The sequence below is a fragment of the Buchnera aphidicola (Cinara laricifoliae) genome, assembly GCF_900698945.1.
GTDB classification, from domain to species: Bacteria; Pseudomonadota; Gammaproteobacteria; order Enterobacterales; family Enterobacteriaceae; genus Buchnera_F; species Buchnera_F aphidicola_AC.
This window is the reverse complement of record NZ_LR217717.1, coordinates 392,646-411,320: the sequence shown is the minus strand read 5'-3', so window position 1 is coordinate 411,320 and position 18,675 is coordinate 392,646. Positions and strand designations below refer to the sequence as shown.

Sequence of the window (18,675 nt, the reverse complement as noted above, 5' to 3'; positions counted from 1 at the left end):
AATGAAAAATATAATTTTTTGATTTTTTAAATAACATATTTATATATTTAATTTTTATATATTATAAAATATTTTATTTCATGAAATATTGTGGATTGTAATTGATAATTATTATAATAATTATTTTTAATTTTATTAAAACTATTTTTTTCATAAATATAATTATGTTAATATATAGTATATTTTATTTAAATTTTAAAAATATAAGCTTTATATATAAAATTTATTTTTAAATTTTATATATATATGTTTTTTTAATAAAATTAAATATTATTAAAAATAATTATTTTAAATAATTTATTTTATATATTTTAAAGGAGTTTTATTTGTGCGTCATTATGAAATAATATTAATGGTTCATCCTGATAAAAGTGATAAAATTTCACATATTATTGAATTTTATTCAAATATGATAAAATCTAAAAAAGGAGTTATACATCGTTTAGAAGATTGGGGGCAACGTTCTTTATCATATACTATTAATAAGTTAAAAAAAGCTCATTATGTCCTTATGAATATTGAAATTTCTATTCAATATATGCAAGATTTAGAAAATGATTTTAAATTTAATATAAATATTATTCGTTACCTTATTCTTTTATGTAATGAAGCTTTTAAAGAAAAGTCACCTATGTTACAAACACAGGAATACATTAAAAAAGAATCAATATCTATTAAAAATAATCAAAATCAAGTTATTATTAAATAATATTAGATTAAAAATATTTATATTTTATAAATTAATTTCAATATTATTACTTAATAAATAGAATTAAGAGGTGTAAGGTATGGTACGTTATTTTCGTCGTAGAAAATTCTGTCGTTTTACAGCAGAAGGAGTAAAGCAGATAGATTATAAAGATATAGTTACATTAAAGAATTACGTTACTGAAAGTGGAAAAATTGTCCCTAGTCGTATTACAGGAACAAAAGCAAGATATCAAAGACAATTAGCTCGTGCAATTAAAAGAGCTCGTTTTATTGGTTTAATGCCATATACTGATCAGCATCAGTAAAAACCGCTAATTATTTTCTTCTATAACATTTTGAATAATTTTTTAAGGCATTCATATTTTATGAAAGTTATTTTAATTAATTCTATAGACAAATTAGGTCAAAAAGGTCAATTAATTTCTGTAAAAAACGGATATGCTAGAAATTATTTAATACCTATGAAAAAAGCATTGTTAGCTACTTCTGAAAATATTAAAATTTTTGAACAAACTAGAATATTTGCTGAAAAAAAAGAATCTGAAAAAATAAATCAAATTATGAATAGAATTAATGATCTTAAATTAATTGGTTCTGTTGTTTTTTTTATGAAATCGAGTAAGAAAAATAAAATTTTTGGTTCAATTGGCGTTAAAGATATTATAAATAATTTATTATTAATGGGTATTTTTGTTAAAAAACATGAAATTAAATTACCTCAAGGGTTATTACGGTATTTAGGCATTCATCAAGTTATTTTTAATCCGTATAAAAATATTTCTACTGAAATTCAGGTTTCAATTTTATCAAAATAAAATATTTTTATGTTATAGGAATGTATTTTATGTATACGGATTTTTCAGAAATTAAAATAAAAATTATTGATTTACGCCTTAAAACAGATTTTTTTTTTCCTGAATATTCATGTGAAAAATTTTTTAGTTTTTTTTTAATAGCTTGTATTAAAGAATCTATATCTATTTTATCTAAAAAAACATCATTAATTTCTACAGGAATTTTAGTAAATTCATTTGATAGTACTATTCGTATAGTTATTGATCCACTTGCTATTATAAAAAAAAAATATAATATTGTAATAGGAAATCCGTTTAGTATTTTTAATTCCTATAAAGATGAATTAAAAATATCTATATGGAATTGTAGTAATAAAGATTTTGATATTAATCCAGGCGATAAATTTGCTCGATTATCATTTATTTCAAATAAAAGAATAAAATTTATTTATATATAAATAAATAATACGCATATATATAAATATAAAAAATTATATTTAATACATTATTATATGGCCCTTGCTGGATTTGAACCAGCGACCAAACGATTATGAGTCGTGTGCTCTAACCACTGAGCTAAAGGGCCTAAAATTATTTAATTTAAATAATATTAATCTTAATAATGTTATTATAAATCAATTTTCAATACTAATCTATACTTTTTATTAAATTTTATGGTTGAATGATGAATTAATTTTTATAAAATTAAAATATATTTTTAATTATTAATTGACATAAAAATTTTAATATGATATATATTTAATATATTCCTCTGTAGTTCAGTTGGTAGAACGGCGGACTGTTAATCCGTATGTCACTGGTTCGAGTCCAGTCAGGGGAGATAATAGGATATATTTTATATATACTAGATATAGACTCATATTAAAAATTTTTATTAATTTAATTTTATGTTAATGCAAAATAATACCACTGATATTGTTATAAATAAATCTTTTATTTTCTATGATTATGAAACTTTCGGATTAAATATATCTTTAGATAAAGTTGCTCAATTTTGTAGTATAGAAACAGATAATGATTTTAAATTTATTCGTAAAAAAACAATTTTGTTTTGCTACCCTCCTATAGATTATTTGCCAGATCCTAATTCTATTTTAATTACTAAAATATTACCTCAATATACGCAACAGTATGGTTTAAATGAATATTGTTTTACTAAAAAAATTTATGATATTTTTTCACAAAAAAATTCCTGTATTATAGGATATAATAATATTAATTTTGATAATTTAATAACTCGTAATATTTTTTATAGAAATTTATTAGATCCATATGAATGGAGTTGGAAAAATGGTAATTTTAGTTGGGATGTTTTGAATATTGTACGTGCTTTTTATATTTTTTATCCTAAAACTATGTTATGGTATCGTAAAATTAATGGTACTGTTAGTTTTAAATTATCTGATATAACATCAATTAATAATATTATACATATTAATGCTCATGATGCATATTCTGATGTTATGGCTACTTTTTTAATAGTACAATTTTTATATAAAAAGAATAAAAAATTTTTTTTATTTTTATATAAAATATCTCATAAAAAATTTATATTAAATTTTATTTCTCAGAATTATAATAAACCTTTTTTTTATTTATCTAGTTTTTTTGGATCTAAAAACAATAATTTTGGTTGTATAATGATTTTAGGTATGCATCCAAAATTTAATAATAATTTAATTATTATTAATTTATCGATAAATTTTAAGAAAATATTTCATCTATATTCATATTGTGTTCGTGATAAATTAAAGATTCATCAATTATTTGATTGTGGAATACAAGTTGTATGTATAAATAAATCTCCTCTATTTTTTTCATATAATTCACTTTCTAAACAAGATTGCAAAAGATTAAATATAAATTATTCAAGATGTCAAAAAAATTTTTTTTTATTAAAAAATAATACATTATTAAAAAATTGGATTTTATCTTTTTTTTTAAAAAGTGAAAAAAATGAAGTAGATGATAATGTAGATTTAATGTTATATAAAAATTTTTTTAATTCTTCAGATAAAATGTTATTTTCTTTTATTCATTCTCATGTACCATTACAATGGATAAATTGGTATCCTGAATTTATTGATACGAGAATTAAAGAAATTTTTTTTCGTTTAAAAGCAAGAAATTTTATAAAATTATTAAATTTTAATGAAATTAAACGATGGCAATTATATTGTAAACATAAAATTAATTCTACTTATATTAAAAAATATATAAGAAAAATTAGATTTTTGCAATTAAAACATCGTTTAGATAAAAAAAATTTTTTTTTATTAGAGCAATTAATAATTTATGTTAATCAGATTATTTATATAATAAATAATTTGAGTTAAAAATTATTTATTAATTAAAAATAATTTTTTATTAAATTTATTTTTAATTTTGTATTTTGTCGAAAAAAAATTTTTTCATTTTATTTTTTATATATTTTCTATCTTTTTTTATAAACATATTCAATTTTTTTTCATTAATAATTTTTGTTTGTTCTTTTAACCAATGACACCATGCTTCTTTAGAAATTTCCTCATAAATTTTTTTACCCGTTTTACCTGTAAAAAACGGATAATCAAGACCTTCTGCGTTTTTTCTTAAAAAAGAACAAAAAATTATACGTATATTATTTTTTTTCATATTTTTTTTGATTAATTTTGTTTTTAATAGAGTTAATATTTTTTTTACTGGAGCAGGAATACCAATTTTTCTTTCTTTTAAAATATCATACCATATTTTCTTTTGATTGATATTTTTTATTATTTTTTTTTTTTTAATTATTATAGTGTGTGAATAAATATATAGTTGTACATTACTAGCGTAATGTATAAATGGATTAATTATTGTATTTAAATTATTTATTTTTTTTTTAAATTTTTCATATTTTTTTTTAGATATTGAGAAAAATGTTATAGGAAAATAAAACAGACTTTTCCAAATAGAAATTCGATTTTGTTGTTTTAACAAATACATATTTTTATATTTTATAATAGAAAACAAGATACCAATTCTATTTTTTTTTTTATGTACAAGTTCTTTAAAATTTATTTTATGAATATAATATTTACAAGTATTATGTAAAGGACATATAGAGCAACTAGGATTTTTATTAGTACAAATGATTGAACCGATATCCATCATAGCTTGATTGAATTTTCTAGATTGATGAATAGGAATATATTGATTAATTAATTTCCATAATATTTTATCTAATTGGTTTTTTGTTTTATAATTTATATTAATAGCATGGTATCGTATTAATATGCGTTTTACATTACTGTCTAAAACAGCATATATAAAATTGTATGCAAATGATAAAATCGCTCCTGCTGTGGATGGACCTATTCCAGGTAATTTTTTTACTTCATTGATATTTTTTGGAAAAATTCCATTATGTGTTTTTTGAATAATAATAGCGGTTTTATGTATATTATGAGCTCTTTGATAATAACCTAAACCGCTCCATAAATATAAAATTTCATTTATATTAGCATATGCTAATGATTTAAGAGTAGGAAAATTTTTTTTAAATTTTTTGAAATATGGGATTACTGTTTTAACTTGTGTTCTCTGTAACATAATTTCAGATATCCAAATAAGATATATGTTTTTTTTTTGCCAAGGTAAATTTTTTCTTCCAAAAATATGGTACCAGTTTAATATTTTTTGCGAAAATAGCATATTTATCCTACTTTTTTGATTAAAAAATAGTATTTTTATATAAATTTTATAGATATAAATTATATTAAAATAAAAAATTTGTAATTAATAGATTTTAATTCATATATATGATAGATTTTATCGGTGATATCAAATGATGATTTCAGCAAACGATTTATTTTTTAATAAAAACAGAAATTTTTCAACATCAATAAAAAGTTATGTGATGAGGAAAAGAAATTTAAAAATACAAAAAATAGAGAATATTGAAATATATTGGAAAATATACGGAATTAATTTTAATCGTATCCAGTTTAATTTGTTAGATTTATTTCCTATAAATCAACAGTGTATTGTAGAAATTGGATTTGGTGATGGAATATTATTTATAGAAAAAGTTTTAAATAATCCTCATATAAATTTTATTGGTGTAGAAGTGTATCCAAAAAGTATATTAACAGCTATTCGATATGCTTATGCAAAGAAAATCACTAATGTAAAATTAATATTTCATGATATAGTAGATGTACTTACATATATGATTCCTAATAAAACAATTAGTATTTTTCAAATTTTTTTTCCGGATCCTTGGTTTAAAACTAAACATCATAAGAGGAGATTAATAAATAATCATTTTATAGCATTGATATTAAAGAAAATTATTTATAATGGTTTTTTACATATCATGACAGATTGTTTATTATATTCAAAAAAAATATATAATATAATTTCTTTATTTTCTGAATTTAGACGTGTTTTTTTTGAAACAGCTATGTTTCCATTACTAACTGTGCAAAATGATACTAAATTTAAAAAAAAAGCTTTATTATTAAAAAAAAATATTTTTGATTATAAATATCAATTTAATACAAGATAATTTTTATTAATATTAATTATTAAAATTAATATATTTTATAAAAAAATCAATAGTAGTGAATTTATTTTTTCTCTTCCGATATCAGTAATATACCATGCATTAGTAGTTTGTATTAAATAATTTTTTTTTATAGCTATAGTAATTTTTTTATTAATTTTATTTTTTTTAATATAAGTTTGATTTTCAAAATCTTTATAATAAATTGGTTGAAGTAACCTAAATTTATTTAAAAAAAATTCGAATGGAATATCTTTTGTTGATACAGTATATTTTTTTTTTATATATTTTTTTGTTACATAAATGTTATCATTTTTAGTTTTTATAGTTCTAATGATTTTTTGATTTGGTTGAGTTATTTTGCCATGTGCTCCACATCCAACACCTATGTAATCACCGAAATTCCAATAATTTAAATTATGTTGACATTGATATTTGATTTTTTTAGAATAAGAAGAGATTTCATATTGTATATATCCATATTTTTCTAGTAATTTTTTTCCCTCTAAATGCATTATTTTTGTTACTTGAAGTGAAGGCAGATTAATATTTTGTGTATAAAATTTAGTATTTGGTTCAATATTTAATTGATACCATGATATATGTTCGGGCTCTAAATTTATAACTTGGTATAAATCTTCTAAAACATTTTCAATAGTTTGTTCAGGAAGTCCATACATTAGATCTATATTTAAATTTTTATGAGATATATGATTTATAGAATTAATTAGTTTTATAGCTTTTTTTTTATTATATTTTCGTTCAATTTTTGCGAGTAAATTTGTATTAAATGTTTGTATACCTATTGAGAATCTATTAATTCCTGCTTGATAATATTCTAGTAATTTATTTTTTTGATTTATATCTGGATTAACTTCTATAGATATTTCTATTTTTTTTGAAATAGATATATTTTTTTTTATTTCTGTAAGTAAATATAGTAAAGTTTTACTTTTTAATAAACTTGGTGTACCACCTCCAATAAAAATTGATTTAATAGATCTATTAGATATGATTTTTTTATCATTTTTTAGATCTCGTATAATATGTTTTATATATTTTTTTTCTGATATACTCTGTGAGTATTTATATGAATGAAAATCACAATATGGACATTTTTTTAAACACCATGGTATATGGATATATAAGCTGATGGGAGGTAATGTATATAATTTTTTATTGTGCATAAAATTTAATTATCATTTAAAGTAAATATTATAATAATAATGATTATTTTGATTTTTTATATAAAAATATATTGATTTGAAAAAATAAATATATTATATTAATGAAAATTATTGTTTAACCAACTATCAAGAATTATTTTTGCAGCAATAGAGTGTATACAATATGAATTATTTTTTTTTTTTATATAACTATTTGAAAAAAATTCAGCTTCTTTAGTTGAATAATTTTCATTATATAAGAAAATATTTTTATTATATTTTGTTTTTAATAGGTAGCTAAATTTTTTAATTTTTTTATTTATTTTTTTTTTTATTTTGTAAGGATAACCAATAATTATATATTTTGGATTCCAATAATTTATTATTTCATCAATTTTATTCCAAAAAATATTTTTTTTATCATGTATTACGGATTTGATTGGAACTGAGTAATTTAGGTTTGTTTCGGCTATAGCTAGACCAATATTTTTAGTGCCATAATCGAAAGATAAAATAATCATGTAATTTTTGTTTTAATAAATTTAAATATTTTTATTTTTTTATATATTTTAATGATTTTAAATCATGACTACGTATATTATATATACCATATTTTTAGTATATTTTCTAGTAATTATAAATAATATATTATATACTATAACATAGTCATAATTTTTATGTTTAATGAATATTATTGAAATATATATTTCATATTTTTGTATTTTTGATAAAAAATTTGATAGAGTGCATAACGTTAATATTAGATTATTTAATAATAATATTTATAAATATAAATATAATATGAAAAGTGTTTTTAAATAAATTGATTTTAAATTAAAATAATTATAATTTATTTTTTTATTTTATTTAAATATACATATTCATTTTATGATTATAAGTATTAATTTATGATTATTTTTAAATTTTAAAAATGGTATTGTTGGTTTGTATAATTATCAAATCTAGACCACTGTCCGTTAAATGTTAACCGTATAGTACCTGTCGGCCCATTTCTTTGTTTACCAATTATAATTTCTGCGATACCTTTAAATTCACTGTTTTCATGATATAATTCATCTCTATAAATAAATAGAATTAGATCTGCATCTTGTTCTAAAGAACCTGATTCTCTAAGATCTGAATTGACAGGTCTTTTATCAGATCTTTGTTCAAGAGATCGATTTAATTGTGATAAAGCGATAATTGGAATATTTAATTCTTTAGCTAATGATTTTAATGTTCTAGAAATTTCAGCTATTTCTAAAGTTCTATTTCCTGATAATGCTGGTATTTTTATCAATTGAAGATAGTCAATCATAATTAAACTTAATCCATTATTTTCTCTATATATTTTACGTGAACGAGAACGAACTTCATTTGGAGTTAATCCAGATGAATCATCTATATAGATATTTTTTTTTTTTAGTAAAATGTTTATTGTGCTAGATATTCTACTCCATTCTTCATCATTTAATTGACCGGTTCGGATTTTAGATTGATTCACTCTTGATAACGAAGCAAGCATACGAATCATAATTTGTTCTCCGGGCATCTCTAGACTAAAGATTAAAATTGGTTTTTCGTATAACATAGCAGTATTTTCGCATAAATTCATCGCGAATGTTGTTTTACCCATTGATGGTCGAGCAGCAATAATTATTAAATCTGATTGCTGTAATCCAAATGTTTTTTTATTTAAATCATGGTATCCTGTATTTAATCCTGTTATTCCGTCGTGGGGTTTTTTTAAAAGTTTTTCAATAGATTGAATGGTGGTATCTAAAATTTTTTCTATATTTTTTGGACCACTACCATCGGTTGTACGTGTTTCTGAAATTTTAAATACACTAGATTCAGCATAATCAAGTAATTCTATACTCGTTCGTCCTTTTGGGTAATATCCTGCATGCGCAATATTATGAGCAGTTAAAATAATTTCTCGTATAATTGCTCTTTCACGTATAATTTCTGCATAGGAAATTATATTACTAATACTAGGTGTATTTTTAGAAATCTCTGCTAGATAAGAAAATCTCCCTACATTATTTAATTCTCCTTTTTGTTCTAATGATTCTGATAAGGTAATTAAATCTATAGGAGATCCTTTTTCAATTAAGTATTTCATTTCGCAAAAAATTAATTGATGTTGTCGACTATAAAAATCTTCGGTAATAATATATTCAGAAATTATATCCCATTGTTGATTATCTAACATTAATCCTCCTAATACAGATTGTTCTGCTTCTAATGAATGTGGAGGTATTTTAAATATTTTTTTATTTTTTATTAAATCTATCATAAATAATTGATTCTCTTGCATAAATTTTTAAATATATATGAATATTTTAATTAATAGGTTAATTTTTAATTAAATACAAATTATTATTTTTAAGTTTTTTAAATAATAATATTATTTTAATTTTTATTAAATATTTTGTATATTTTATTAAATAAATAATGTATATCACTTTGATGATGTATGTATTGTGTAATATATAATTTCCATTTTTTTGAATATGGTTGATTATGAAAGATATTTAACATATGTTTAATTATATGAATAATTTTTGTTCCGTTTTTTTTTTCCTTAATAATATATTTCAACATATTTTTCAAACATTGTTTAATTTTGATTCTTTTTTTTTGTAAAAAAATTTTTTCATCTATTTGATTTAATAAAAGTGGATTTTTATATATTTCTCTACCCATCATAATACCATCAACATGATTTAAATGTTGTTGTATTTCTTCAATAGATTTAATACCTCCATTTAAAATAATTTTTAAATTTGGAAAATCTTTTTTAATTTGATAAACATATTGATAATTTAATTTAGGTATATTACGATTTTTTTTTGGACTATTAATGTTAAGATCTGCAATTCTAGCGTGTATGATAAATTTTTTACAATATTTATTTTTAGATACTAGTTGAATAAAGTTTTTAAGAAACTTATAGTGATGGCATTTATTTGTTCCTATTCTAATTTTAATACTAATAGGAACTGGTACAGTAAAATATATAGATTTTATTAAATGATATACTAATTTTGGTTTGTGCATTAAACATATACCAAAATTACCGTGTTGAGCATGTTTAGAAGGACATCCAATGTTTAAATTTATTTCACTAAATCCTAATAAATATGCTATTTTTGCGCATTTTTTAAAATGAATGTGATTATTTCCGGCTAATTGAATAGCTAATGGATTAATATTTTTAATTTGTTTTTTTTTAAATAATTTTTTATTACAAAGCATTTCATTGGTAGTAATCATTTCAGTATATAACAAGGTATATTTTGTAAGTTGTCTATAAAAAAATAGACAATGTCTATCAGTATATTTTAGCATAGGCGCGACAGAAAATTTATTTGAATATTTTATTTGCATTGTATATATCTATATTTTATGGAGTAAGGGGTATAATTTTTTTAAAAAATTATTATTTTTAAAAATATTTTTATTTTAATTTATGTTGATATATAAAAAATAATTTTTAATTTTTTATTATTTTTTATTTAATTAAAATATTTATTATATAAATTATATTTTATAAAAATATTTAGTATAATTAAATTATTCTTTATTTTGTGGTATAATTTAAGATTATTATATATCTATATTAATTATATTTAGGTTAAAACGTATGGCAAGTAGAGGCGTAAATAAAGTAATTTTGATTGGTTATTTAGGACAAAATCCAGATGTACGGTACATGCCTAACGGAGGTGCGGTAGTAAATATTAATTTAGCGACTTCTGATATTTGGAAAGATAAAAATACCGGTGAAACAAAAGAGAAAACTGAATGGCATCGTGTCGTTTTATTTGGAAAGCTTGCTGAAATTTCTGGTCAATATTTAAAAAAAGGATCGCAAGTTTATATTGAAGGATCTTTACAAACTCGTAAATGGAAAGATCAAAACGGACTTGATCGTTATACTACAGAAATAATAGTTAGTGTAACTGGTTCTATGCAAATGTTAGGATCTCGTAATATGAATAATGTATCATCATTATCTGATTCTGAAATGCAAGATATATCTAGTGAAAATAATTTATCCAAATCAATACCTATTGAAAAAGTATCTCATAACATTTCTGATGAATTTAAAAATAAATCTCATTTAATCGATACAACTTCTAAGATTGATTTTGATGATGAAGATATTCCTTTTTAAGTTTTGAGTTACAATATATATTGTATATATAATGATATATGTTATGCATATATTATTATTAATTATATTAAATATATATTTTTTATGAATTTATATAAAATATTACAAAAAGTATTAGGATGCGATAAAAATGGTGCATGTTTGGCGCCATTTATAATAACGGAATTATAATTTATTCGTGAATATTTTATTTTTCGGTATATTTGTTTAGGTACAAGATCATCTAATTCTCCATATATTTGTAATATTGGAATATTTTTAGATAATTTTTTACTTCTGTAATCAATTTTTGTTAACCATTGATATCCTATTTCAATTGCTTTTTTTTTTGGATTAGGATATTTTTTTAAAAAAAATTTTTTTATTTTAATATTGTGTATATTAACTTTATTAATATTTAAAACATGTACTAGAATAAATTGCGTTAAAAATTTTTTATAATTGTTTAGAATATTTTTTTTTATAGATTTTAATTTATAAATTGGTATTCCTAGCCATTTTTTTTTTTGTATAAAAAATGGTGATGATGTGATATAAATTATTGCATGTATCTTATGTGGATAGTGTAATCCTAAATGATGTATAATTAACCCGCTCATTGACCATCCTAACCAAATAGATTTAAATTTTACTATTTTTAATAAATAACTAGATAGTTGATCAAAATTCATAATTGGACAATTAATATTTTTTCCGAATCCGGGTAAATCAATGATATGTAAAGTAAAATATGGTTGTAATATAGGAATAATTTTATCCCAAACAATTGAATGTAAACCCCATCCATGTAAGAATACTAGATGTATTTTACCTTTTCCAAATATAGACTGATATATTATTTTTTCCATTTTGTTGATATAGCTATAAATATAGTTATAAATTTATCGATGATGTTCATAAATATAGTATTTTATATCTTTTATTTATTAAAGATATAAAATTATTTATTTTTATATTATACAATAACATATTATGTAGAAAAATTCTATGATTACAATATCTGATTTAGCTAAACAATATATAATTAATTTATTATCTAAACAAAAAGAAGGAACGAATATTAGAATTTTTGTGAACTCGCCTGGTACTATGTACGCTGAATGTGGTATGTCGTATTGTGAGTATCAAGATATTGATGTTATTAAAGATAAAAAAATTTCTTATATCGAATTTAAGATTTATTTTCGTAAATATTTAGTACCATTTTTAAAAAACTCTAAAATAGATCTTATTAAAAATGATCTTGGTTCGCAAATTACTTTAAATGCTCCAAATGCAAAGTTATTAAAACAATCAAAAAAATTTTCTAAATTAGAATGTAAGATAAAGAATTTTTTATATACTGAAATTAATCCAAAATTATCACTGCATGGTGGTTCTGTTACTTTAATTAAAGTAAATAGTTTAGGAGTAGTTTTTTTAAAATTTTTAGGTGGTTGTAACGGATGTTCTATGATAGACACTACTTTAAAAATTGGAATAGAAAAAGAATTAATTAAATATTTTCCTGAAATTTCTAGAATAGAAGATGTAACTAATCATATTTCGGGTCAACACTCATATTATTAGTTAATATATTTATTTTAAATCAAATTAATTATATATAAATAATAATTTATATATAATTAAATTAATTTTTTTTTGGTGAGAAAGGGATTCGAACCCTTGATACGTTTTTATCATATACATACTTTCCAAGCATGCTCCTTAAGCCTCTCGGACATCTCACCAATTATTTATATTATAGTATAATATTTTATATTATTTATAATATAAAATATTATTTTTAAAATCAAGTTTTTTATCAATTTAATAAATTTATGACAGTATATATATTATATATGTAATACTTTTATTTTAATATTATTTTTAATTTATTTTAATGATTAAATCCTATTTTAGGAGTCTCTATGAATGAATATAAGAAAAAAAATATTTTTTTAATTGGTCCTATGGGAGCTGGTAAAAGTACTATTGGTCGTCATTTATCTCGTATTTTAAATATGAAATTTTATGATTCTGATTTTGAGATTGAAAAAAGAACAGGAGTAGATATAGATTGGGTTTTTGATGTAGAAGGTGAATCTGAGTTTCGTATACGAGAAGAAAAAATTATTAATGAATTAACTAATAAAACAGGTATAATATTGTCTACGGGTGGCGGGTCGATAATTTCTATAAAATCAAGAAATTTTTTAACTTCTAGAGGAATTGTGGTATATCTTCGAACCACAGTTGAAGAGCAATTAGTTAGAACGCGTTTAGATAAAAAAAGACCGTTATTGTCAGATATTCATAGTGAAAATGAAAAAATACTAAAATCATTATCTAAAATACGGGATCCAATATATCAAAATGTTTCTGATTTTATAATTGATACACAAAATCAAAGTATATCATTAATTACATCTAATATTATACGATATTTTTATCGTATGATTAAACATTGATTAACATTTTAGTTAAATTGAGTTTTAACAACATACGAGTTGAATAGTTATGGTATATAAAATTAGGGTTAGTTTAGATAATAATAGTTATGATATACACATTTATAATAAATTATCATCAAATATATCTATATCTACTATTTTTTCAAAAAAAAATAATAGTGTCATTATTACTAATGACACTATAAAAAATATTATTTTAAAAAAAAAATATATTTATATCAATAATATTATAAGAAATGTGCCATTTTTTATTATTAAGGATGGAGAATGTTATAAAAATTTACAGGTAGTTGAAGATATTATACATTTTTTATTAAATAAATCGTATGGTCGTGACGTTACGCTAATTGCATTAGGAGGTGGAGTTATTGGAGATATAACTGGTTTTGTAGCTTCAATATATCAAAGAGGAGTTAATTTTATTCAGATTCCAACAACTTTATTGGCACAAGTAGATGCTTCTATAGGCGGAAAAACAGGTGTAAATCATAAATTAGGGAAAAATATGATAGGTTCGTTTTGGCAACCTAAAGGTGTTTTTATTGATATAAATTTTCTATCTACATTACCTCGAAAACATATTCTATCTGGAATGGCTGAAATTATAAAATACGCTATTATTTTTGATAAAGAATTTTTTGTTTGGTTAGAAAAAAATTTATTAAAAGTATTAAATTTGCAAGAAGAAGAATTATTATTTTGCATAAAAAAATGTTGTGAGCTTAAAACTCGTGTTATTGAGAATGATGAAAAAGAAAATGATGTACGGGTTTTTTTAAATTTAGGGCATAGTTTTGCGCATGCTATTGAAACATATACCGGATATGGAAAATGGTTACATGGTTATGCGGTATCTGCAGGTATTATTATGTCGGCATATTTATCTGTTCAATTAAATTTATTAAATAAGTATGATTTTTTTAGAATAGTAAAAATTTTTTATAATGCTGGATTACCGATTAAAGGACCTAAACAAATGTTACCGGATGATTATATTTTATTAATGTTACGTGATAAAAAGGTATTAAATAGAACAATGAGATTAGTTATTCCGATATCTATTGGAAGAGTTCAATTAGTTTCATCTGTAAAAGAGTCTATATTATTGAATTCTATTCAACAATGTCAGAAACAAATATATAAATTTTAATTTTTATTATTGTAATTATTATATATGATATTTTATTAAATTAATCTAATAAAGGTTATAAAAAGTAATTAATTTATTATAAAAAAGAATATATTAATTGTAATTGAGGAAATTCATGAAAAAGTTTTTAATTGTTCCGTCTATTTTATCTGCAAATTTTTGCTATTTAGGTCGTGAAATAAAGACTATGATACGTGCTGGATGCAATTTAATTCATTTTGATGTAATGGATAATCATTATGTTCCTAATTTAACCATGGGTCCTATTTTACTAAAGTCAATTAAAGAGAATAAAATTCCAGCTTTATTTGATGTACATTTAATGGCTTCTCCTGTAGATTCTTTAATTCCATTATTTTTTGATTTAAATGTGAAATTTATTACTATTCATCCCGAATCTACTATTCATTTAGATAAAACAATACGGTTGATTAAAAATATTGGTTGTAGGGTTGGTATAGCTTTAAACCCTGCTACTTCTTTACATTATTTAGATTATATAATAAATGATTTAGATTTAATTTTAATTATGACAGTGAATCCCGGTTTTGGCGGTCAAGTATTTTTATCTTATATTTTGAAAAAAATTCAACATGTACGATATTTAATTAATAAAAATAAAAAAAATATTATATTATCAGTTGATGGGGGTATTAATTTATCAAATATTGTTTCGATAATTCAATCAGGTGCTGATTATTTAGTTATTGGATCTACTATTTTTCATTCTAAAGATTATTTAAAAACTATACAAGATCTTAAAAATATTGTTATTTAACATGAATCTATAATAATTTATGTAAGTAAATATATTTTATATATATAAATATAATTTTTAAGGATTATTAACACATGTTCAATGTTAAAAAACGAGATGTAATGTTTACAGGAATTCAACCAACCGGATTACTTACACTTGGTAATTATTGCGGAACTATGTGTAATTGGAAAACTATACAAAAAACGTACCAATGTTTTTTTTGTATTGCTGATTTACATGCTTTAACTTCAAGAAATAATAATTATATAAAAAATAGTTTTTCAACTACCATATTAGATATGGTCGCATTATATTTGTCTTGTGGAGTTAATCCGAATGATAGTACAATTTTTGTACAATCTGATGTTTATACGCATAGTCAATTATATTGGATTTTAAGTAATTTTGTATATTTTGGTGAATTATCACGTATGACACAATTTAAAAAAAAATTATCGATAAATAAGACACGTATTAATTTATCTTTATTTTGTTATCCTGTATTAATGGCTGCAGATATTTTATTATATCAGACAAATTGTGTTTCTGTTGGTTTAGATCAAAAACAACATATTGAATTAGTTCAAAAAATTGCTCGTCGTTTTAACTCTATATATGGAGATATTTTTATTATTCCAGATATTTTAGATTTTTCAAGGCAATGTAAAATTATGGCGTTACAAGAACCAACAAAAAAAATGTCAAAATCAGATAACAATATAAATAATACAATTTTTCTATTAGATAGTCTTGATACAATACGATTTAAATTATTACATTCATTAACTGATTCGGATCCTTTATCTCGGATAAAATATGATATTTTTAATAAACCAGGTATTTCTAATTTATTATTGATTTTATCTTTTTTAACGAAAAAAAATATCTCTGTGCTTGAAGATGAATTTAAAAATTATCGATATTTTGATTTTAAAGAACAATTATCGGATATTGTTTGTGATAGAATTTTAAAAATACAAAAGTTATATTTTAAATTTCGAAAAGATGAAGATTATTTAATTGATATTCTTAGATTTGGTTCAAAAAAATCGTTAATTTATAGTCAAAAAAATTTTTTTAATATTCTACAAGCATTGAAATAATAAATAAAAATATTTGAATATTATATAAAATAATTATAATATTTAATTATTTTTTCAAGTATAATATATTTTTGTATTCTAATATATTTTTTAAGTTAAAAATATTAGTTTTTTTATTTAATATTTATGTATGTTTATAAAAAATTGTAATATATTATTATTTTGACAATAATAAAATTAATTATTTTTATTATATTTAAAAATAATACATATATTTATTATAAAATTTATTATTACGGTTAAAATATGCGTTATATTGTGTTTGTAACCGGTTTACCTTATGGTACTCAAAATGCTATAACTGCTTTTTTATTTATAAAGTCAATTATTTTATCAAATTTTTATATAAAAAAAGTTTTTTTTTATGCTTCAGGTGTATATAACGCTAACTGTATGATTTATCCTCCAGAAAATGAATTTAATATATTGAATGGATGGATAAATTTAAAAAAAAAATATAATATTCCGTTATGTGTGTGTCCTAGTTCTTCCTATAGGAGAGGGATTTTATTACATAAATCTATAAATAAGATTAAAAAGATTAAAAGTAATTTTTCTTCTTCGTTTCAGTGGATGACTTTAAGTGAATTATCGTATTCCATACATGATAGTGATCGTATTATACAATTTTAATTATAATATCAAAATTAATTTTATGAAATCAATTGCTTTTATTTTTTCTCATGCTCCACATGGTGATACTTGTAGTAAAGAAGGATTAGATTTTATTATTTCTTATTCTTTATTTTGTAAGAAAATTTCTCTTTTTTTTATTGATGATGGTGTATTACAATTAATGCGATATCAAAAACCAGAATTAATTTATTTACATAATTATTCTCTTTCTTTTAAAATTTTATTGTTATATGACATAAAAAATTTTTTTTTTGTAAAAAATCAGCGTATCAACGTGGTTTAAGAGATAATGATAATTTTTTATTACCAGTAAAATTTTTAAATAGTTCTTGTCTTAAAAAAAAAATTAATCAATTTGATTTTATTTTTAAATGGTGAAAATTAAAATTATGTTACATATTTTATTAAATTCTCCATATAACGTATCTTTATCCTCGTTACTATCATTTAGTTCAATATTTGATGATTTAATTTGTATTCAAGATGGTGTAATACTAGGTTTGATAAATAATTATTATTTTAAAAAAATACATGATAGTTTTAATTTAGTCTATTTTTTAGAAGATGATTTATCTGCAAGAGGATTATTGGATATAGCTAAAAAAAATAATTTAATTGTATCAAATTATCAAAATTTCGTTTATTTAACAGCTGGTCATGATAGAAATATAACTTGGTGATTTATTTATTACTAATTAAATTAATATAAATATATCTTAATTGATTTTTTATTTTTAATTTAATATTAAAATATATGATATTAATGCTAACATAGAATATTTTGGAAAATATATGTCTACAATTAATCAATTAGTTCGTAATCCTAGATTAAGAAAATCAGTAAAAACTAATGTACCAGCATTATCAGGTTGTCCTCAAAAAAGAGGTGTATGTACACGAGTATATACTACAACTCCTAAAAAACCAAATTCCGCATTAAGAAAAGTATGTCGTGTTAGGTTAACTAATGGTTATGAAGTTACCGCATATATTGGAGGAGAGGGTCATAATTTACAGGAACATTCTGTTATTTTGATTCGTGGAGGAAGAGTAAAAGATTTGCCAGGTGTTCGATATCATGTTGTAAGAGGTTCTTTAGATTGTTCTGGTGTTAAAGATCGAAAAAAAAGTCGATCAAAATATGGTGTTAAAAAAATAAAAGTATAAATA

At 21.0% G+C, this 18,675-nt stretch carries 21 protein-coding genes, 3 tRNA genes and 1 pseudogene; 17 read left to right on the top strand and 8 right to left on the bottom strand.

The window, feature by feature from the left end; all coding sequences use genetic code 11:
- The first annotated feature begins 328 nt into the window (after positions 1-328).
- The 4 genes from rpsF to BUCILAFE3058_RS01875 all read left to right on the top strand — a co-directional run bounded on the left by rpsF (position 329) and on the right by BUCILAFE3058_RS01875 (position 1,963).
- Positions 329-709, top strand: coding sequence for a 30S ribosomal protein S6 (gene rpsF, locus BUCILAFE3058_RS01890; protein ID WP_154061706.1), 381 nt, complete (start codon positions 329-331; stop codon positions 707-709).
- A gap of 79 nt (positions 710-788) precedes the next feature.
- Positions 789-1,016 (top strand): 30S ribosomal protein S18, encoded by a 228-nt coding sequence (rpsR, locus tag BUCILAFE3058_RS01885; RefSeq protein WP_154061704.1) that lies wholly within the window; start codon positions 789-791, stop codon positions 1,014-1,016.
- A 60-nt stretch (positions 1,017-1,076) separates the two neighbouring features.
- On the top strand, positions 1,077-1,526 hold the full coding sequence (gene rplI, locus BUCILAFE3058_RS01880) for a 50S ribosomal protein L9 (RefSeq protein ID WP_154061702.1): 450 nt from the start codon (positions 1,077-1,079) through the stop codon (positions 1,524-1,526).
- Between the two features lie 29 nt (positions 1,527-1,555).
- Entirely contained in the window at positions 1,556-1,963 is a 408-nt protein-coding gene (locus tag BUCILAFE3058_RS01875; protein ID WP_172598725.1) for a hypothetical protein, read from the top strand.
- 55 nt (positions 1,964-2,018) lie between these two features.
- Here BUCILAFE3058_RS01875 and BUCILAFE3058_RS01870 read toward each other — a convergent pair.
- Positions 2,019-2,091, bottom strand: a tRNA-Ile gene (locus BUCILAFE3058_RS01870).
- A gap of 182 nt (positions 2,092-2,273) precedes the next feature.
- On the opposite strand from BUCILAFE3058_RS01870, the gene BUCILAFE3058_RS01865 reads away from it, so the two are divergent.
- Positions 2,274-2,346 (top strand) — tRNA-Asn (locus tag BUCILAFE3058_RS01865).
- A 67-nt stretch (positions 2,347-2,413) separates the two neighbouring features.
- Complete coding sequence (sbcB, locus tag BUCILAFE3058_RS01860; protein ID WP_154061698.1) at positions 2,414-3,862, top strand: exodeoxyribonuclease I; 1,449 nt, start codon at positions 2,414-2,416, stop codon at positions 3,860-3,862.
- A gap of 43 nt (positions 3,863-3,905) precedes the next feature.
- On the opposite strand, the gene mutY is transcribed toward sbcB, so the two are convergent.
- Positions 3,906-5,201 carry an A/G-specific adenine glycosylase gene (gene mutY, locus BUCILAFE3058_RS01855; RefSeq protein ID WP_154061697.1) on the bottom strand — a complete coding sequence of 432 codons (1,296 nt, stop codon included), beginning with the start codon at positions 5,199-5,201 and terminating at the stop codon, positions 3,906-3,908.
- Positions 5,202-5,334: 133 nt separating this feature from the next.
- Between mutY and trmB the strand changes: the two genes are divergently transcribed.
- On the top strand, positions 5,335-6,057 hold the full coding sequence (gene trmB / locus BUCILAFE3058_RS01850; protein ID WP_154061696.1) for a tRNA (guanosine(46)-N7)-methyltransferase TrmB: 723 nt from the start codon (positions 5,335-5,337) through the stop codon (positions 6,055-6,057).
- Positions 6,058-6,092: 35 nt separating this feature from the next.
- Here the strand turns inward: trmB and hemW are convergent, their stop codons facing one another.
- From hemW to dusA, 4 genes are all read right to left on the bottom strand, one after another.
- Positions 6,093-7,241: a radical SAM family heme chaperone HemW gene (hemW, locus tag BUCILAFE3058_RS01845; RefSeq protein WP_154061695.1), complete on the bottom strand. Its 1,149-nt coding sequence runs from the start codon at positions 7,239-7,241 to the stop codon at positions 6,093-6,095.
- A 98-nt stretch (positions 7,242-7,339) separates the two neighbouring features.
- Positions 7,340-7,741 (bottom strand): Holliday junction resolvase RuvX, encoded by a 402-nt coding sequence (gene ruvX, locus BUCILAFE3058_RS01840; protein ID WP_154061694.1) that lies wholly within the window; start codon positions 7,739-7,741, stop codon positions 7,340-7,342.
- A gap of 404 nt (positions 7,742-8,145) precedes the next feature.
- The gene (gene dnaB, locus BUCILAFE3058_RS01835) at positions 8,146-9,519 is read right to left on the bottom strand and encodes a replicative DNA helicase (RefSeq protein WP_420021818.1); all 1,374 of its coding nucleotides are present in this window, start codon (positions 9,517-9,519) and stop codon (positions 8,146-8,148) included.
- 116 nt (positions 9,520-9,635) lie between these two features.
- The gene (gene dusA, locus BUCILAFE3058_RS01830) at positions 9,636-10,613 is read right to left on the bottom strand and encodes a tRNA dihydrouridine(20/20a) synthase DusA (RefSeq protein ID WP_154061690.1); all 978 of its coding nucleotides are present in this window, start codon (positions 10,611-10,613) and stop codon (positions 9,636-9,638) included.
- 256 nt (positions 10,614-10,869) lie between these two features.
- On the opposite strand from dusA, the gene ssb reads away from it, so the two are divergent.
- Positions 10,870-11,403: a single-stranded DNA-binding protein gene (ssb, locus tag BUCILAFE3058_RS01825; RefSeq protein ID WP_154061688.1), complete on the top strand. Its 534-nt coding sequence runs from the start codon at positions 10,870-10,872 to the stop codon at positions 11,401-11,403.
- 62 nt (positions 11,404-11,465) lie between these two features.
- Here the strand turns inward: ssb and BUCILAFE3058_RS01820 are convergent, their stop codons facing one another.
- Positions 11,466-12,251 carry an alpha/beta fold hydrolase gene (locus BUCILAFE3058_RS01820; RefSeq protein ID WP_197730369.1) on the bottom strand — a complete coding sequence of 262 codons (786 nt, stop codon included), beginning with the start codon at positions 12,249-12,251 and terminating at the stop codon, positions 11,466-11,468.
- Between the two features lie 139 nt (positions 12,252-12,390).
- Between BUCILAFE3058_RS01820 and BUCILAFE3058_RS01815 the strand changes: the two genes are divergently transcribed.
- Complete coding sequence (locus BUCILAFE3058_RS01815; protein ID WP_154061686.1) at positions 12,391-12,972, top strand: NfuA family Fe-S biogenesis protein; 582 nt, start codon at positions 12,391-12,393, stop codon at positions 12,970-12,972.
- A gap of 73 nt (positions 12,973-13,045) precedes the next feature.
- Here BUCILAFE3058_RS01815 and BUCILAFE3058_RS01810 read toward each other — a convergent pair.
- Positions 13,046-13,133, bottom strand: a tRNA-Ser gene (locus BUCILAFE3058_RS01810).
- A 180-nt stretch (positions 13,134-13,313) separates the two neighbouring features.
- Between BUCILAFE3058_RS01810 and aroK the strand changes: the two genes are divergently transcribed.
- From aroK to rpsL, 8 genes and pseudogenes are all read left to right on the top strand, one after another.
- On the top strand, positions 13,314-13,853 hold the full coding sequence (aroK, locus tag BUCILAFE3058_RS01805) for a shikimate kinase AroK (RefSeq protein WP_154061684.1): 540 nt from the start codon (positions 13,314-13,316) through the stop codon (positions 13,851-13,853).
- 49 nt (positions 13,854-13,902) lie between these two features.
- Positions 13,903-15,006 carry a 3-dehydroquinate synthase gene (gene aroB, locus BUCILAFE3058_RS01800; protein WP_154061682.1) on the top strand — a complete coding sequence of 368 codons (1,104 nt, stop codon included), beginning with the start codon at positions 13,903-13,905 and terminating at the stop codon, positions 15,004-15,006.
- A 115-nt stretch (positions 15,007-15,121) separates the two neighbouring features.
- Positions 15,122-15,784, top strand: coding sequence for a ribulose-phosphate 3-epimerase (gene rpe / locus BUCILAFE3058_RS01795; protein ID WP_154061680.1), 663 nt, complete (start codon positions 15,122-15,124; stop codon positions 15,782-15,784).
- Positions 15,785-15,858: 74 nt separating this feature from the next.
- A complete protein-coding gene (trpS, locus tag BUCILAFE3058_RS01790) occupies positions 15,859-16,869 on the top strand; it encodes a tryptophan--tRNA ligase (protein WP_154061678.1) in 1,011 nt (336 codons plus the stop codon).
- A gap of 246 nt (positions 16,870-17,115) precedes the next feature.
- Positions 17,116-17,502: a sulfurtransferase complex subunit TusD gene (tusD, locus tag BUCILAFE3058_RS01785; protein WP_154061676.1), complete on the top strand. Its 387-nt coding sequence runs from the start codon at positions 17,116-17,118 to the stop codon at positions 17,500-17,502.
- A 22-nt stretch (positions 17,503-17,524) separates the two neighbouring features.
- A pseudogene (tusC, locus tag BUCILAFE3058_RS01780) lies at positions 17,525-17,883 on the top strand (sulfurtransferase complex subunit TusC).
- An 11-nt stretch (positions 17,884-17,894) separates the two neighbouring features.
- The gene (gene tusB / locus BUCILAFE3058_RS01775; RefSeq protein WP_154061674.1) at positions 17,895-18,185 is read left to right on the top strand and encodes a sulfurtransferase complex subunit TusB; all 291 of its coding nucleotides are present in this window, start codon (positions 17,895-17,897) and stop codon (positions 18,183-18,185) included.
- Between the two features lie 112 nt (positions 18,186-18,297).
- The gene (rpsL, locus tag BUCILAFE3058_RS01770; RefSeq protein WP_154061672.1) at positions 18,298-18,672 is read left to right on the top strand and encodes a 30S ribosomal protein S12; all 375 of its coding nucleotides are present in this window, start codon (positions 18,298-18,300) and stop codon (positions 18,670-18,672) included.
- The last annotated feature ends 3 nt before the right edge of the window (positions 18,673-18,675 follow it).

Bases quoted from the DNA above. Each gene is read 5' to 3' on its own strand.
- rplI (WP_154061702.1), top strand. From the start codon at position 1,077: ATGAAAGTTATTTTAATTAATTCTATAGACAAATTAGGTCAAAAAGGT.
- dusA (WP_154061690.1), bottom strand. From the start codon at position 10,613: ATGCAAATAAAATATTCAAATAAATTTTCTGTCGCGCCTATGCTAAAA.
- tusB (WP_154061674.1), top strand. From the start codon at position 17,895: ATGTTACATATTTTATTAAATTCTCCATATAACGTATCTTTATCCTCG.
- aroB (WP_154061682.1), top strand. From the start codon at position 13,903: ATGGTATATAAAATTAGGGTTAGTTTAGATAATAATAGTTATGATATA.
- rpsR (WP_154061704.1), top strand. From the start codon at position 789: ATGGTACGTTATTTTCGTCGTAGAAAATTCTGTCGTTTTACAGCAGAA.
- BUCILAFE3058_RS01875 (WP_172598725.1), top strand. From the start codon at position 1,556: ATGTATACGGATTTTTCAGAAATTAAAATAAAAATTATTGATTTACGC.
- ruvX (WP_154061694.1), bottom strand. From the start codon at position 7,741: ATGATTATTTTATCTTTCGATTATGGCACTAAAAATATTGGTCTAGCT.
- rpsL (WP_154061672.1), top strand. From the start codon at position 18,298: ATGTCTACAATTAATCAATTAGTTCGTAATCCTAGATTAAGAAAATCA.
- aroK (WP_154061684.1), top strand. From the start codon at position 13,314: ATGAATGAATATAAGAAAAAAAATATTTTTTTAATTGGTCCTATGGGA.
- tusD (WP_154061676.1), top strand. From the start codon at position 17,116: ATGCGTTATATTGTGTTTGTAACCGGTTTACCTTATGGTACTCAAAAT.
- ssb (WP_154061688.1), top strand. From the start codon at position 10,870: ATGGCAAGTAGAGGCGTAAATAAAGTAATTTTGATTGGTTATTTAGGA.
- trpS (WP_154061678.1), top strand. From the start codon at position 15,859: ATGTTCAATGTTAAAAAACGAGATGTAATGTTTACAGGAATTCAACCA.
- sbcB (WP_154061698.1), top strand. From the start codon at position 2,414: ATGTTAATGCAAAATAATACCACTGATATTGTTATAAATAAATCTTTT.
- BUCILAFE3058_RS01815 (WP_154061686.1), top strand. From the start codon at position 12,391: ATGATTACAATATCTGATTTAGCTAAACAATATATAATTAATTTATTA.
- trmB (WP_154061696.1), top strand. From the start codon at position 5,335: ATGATGATTTCAGCAAACGATTTATTTTTTAATAAAAACAGAAATTTT.
- hemW (WP_154061695.1), bottom strand. From the start codon at position 7,241: ATGCACAATAAAAAATTATATACATTACCTCCCATCAGCTTATATATC.
- mutY (WP_154061697.1), bottom strand. From the start codon at position 5,201: ATGCTATTTTCGCAAAAAATATTAAACTGGTACCATATTTTTGGAAGA.
- dnaB (WP_420021818.1), bottom strand. From the start codon at position 9,519: ATGATAGATTTAATAAAAAATAAAAAAATATTTAAAATACCTCCACAT.
- BUCILAFE3058_RS01820 (WP_197730369.1), bottom strand. From the start codon at position 12,251: ATGGAAAAAATAATATATCAGTCTATATTTGGAAAAGGTAAAATACAT.
- rpe (WP_154061680.1), top strand. From the start codon at position 15,122: ATGAAAAAGTTTTTAATTGTTCCGTCTATTTTATCTGCAAATTTTTGC.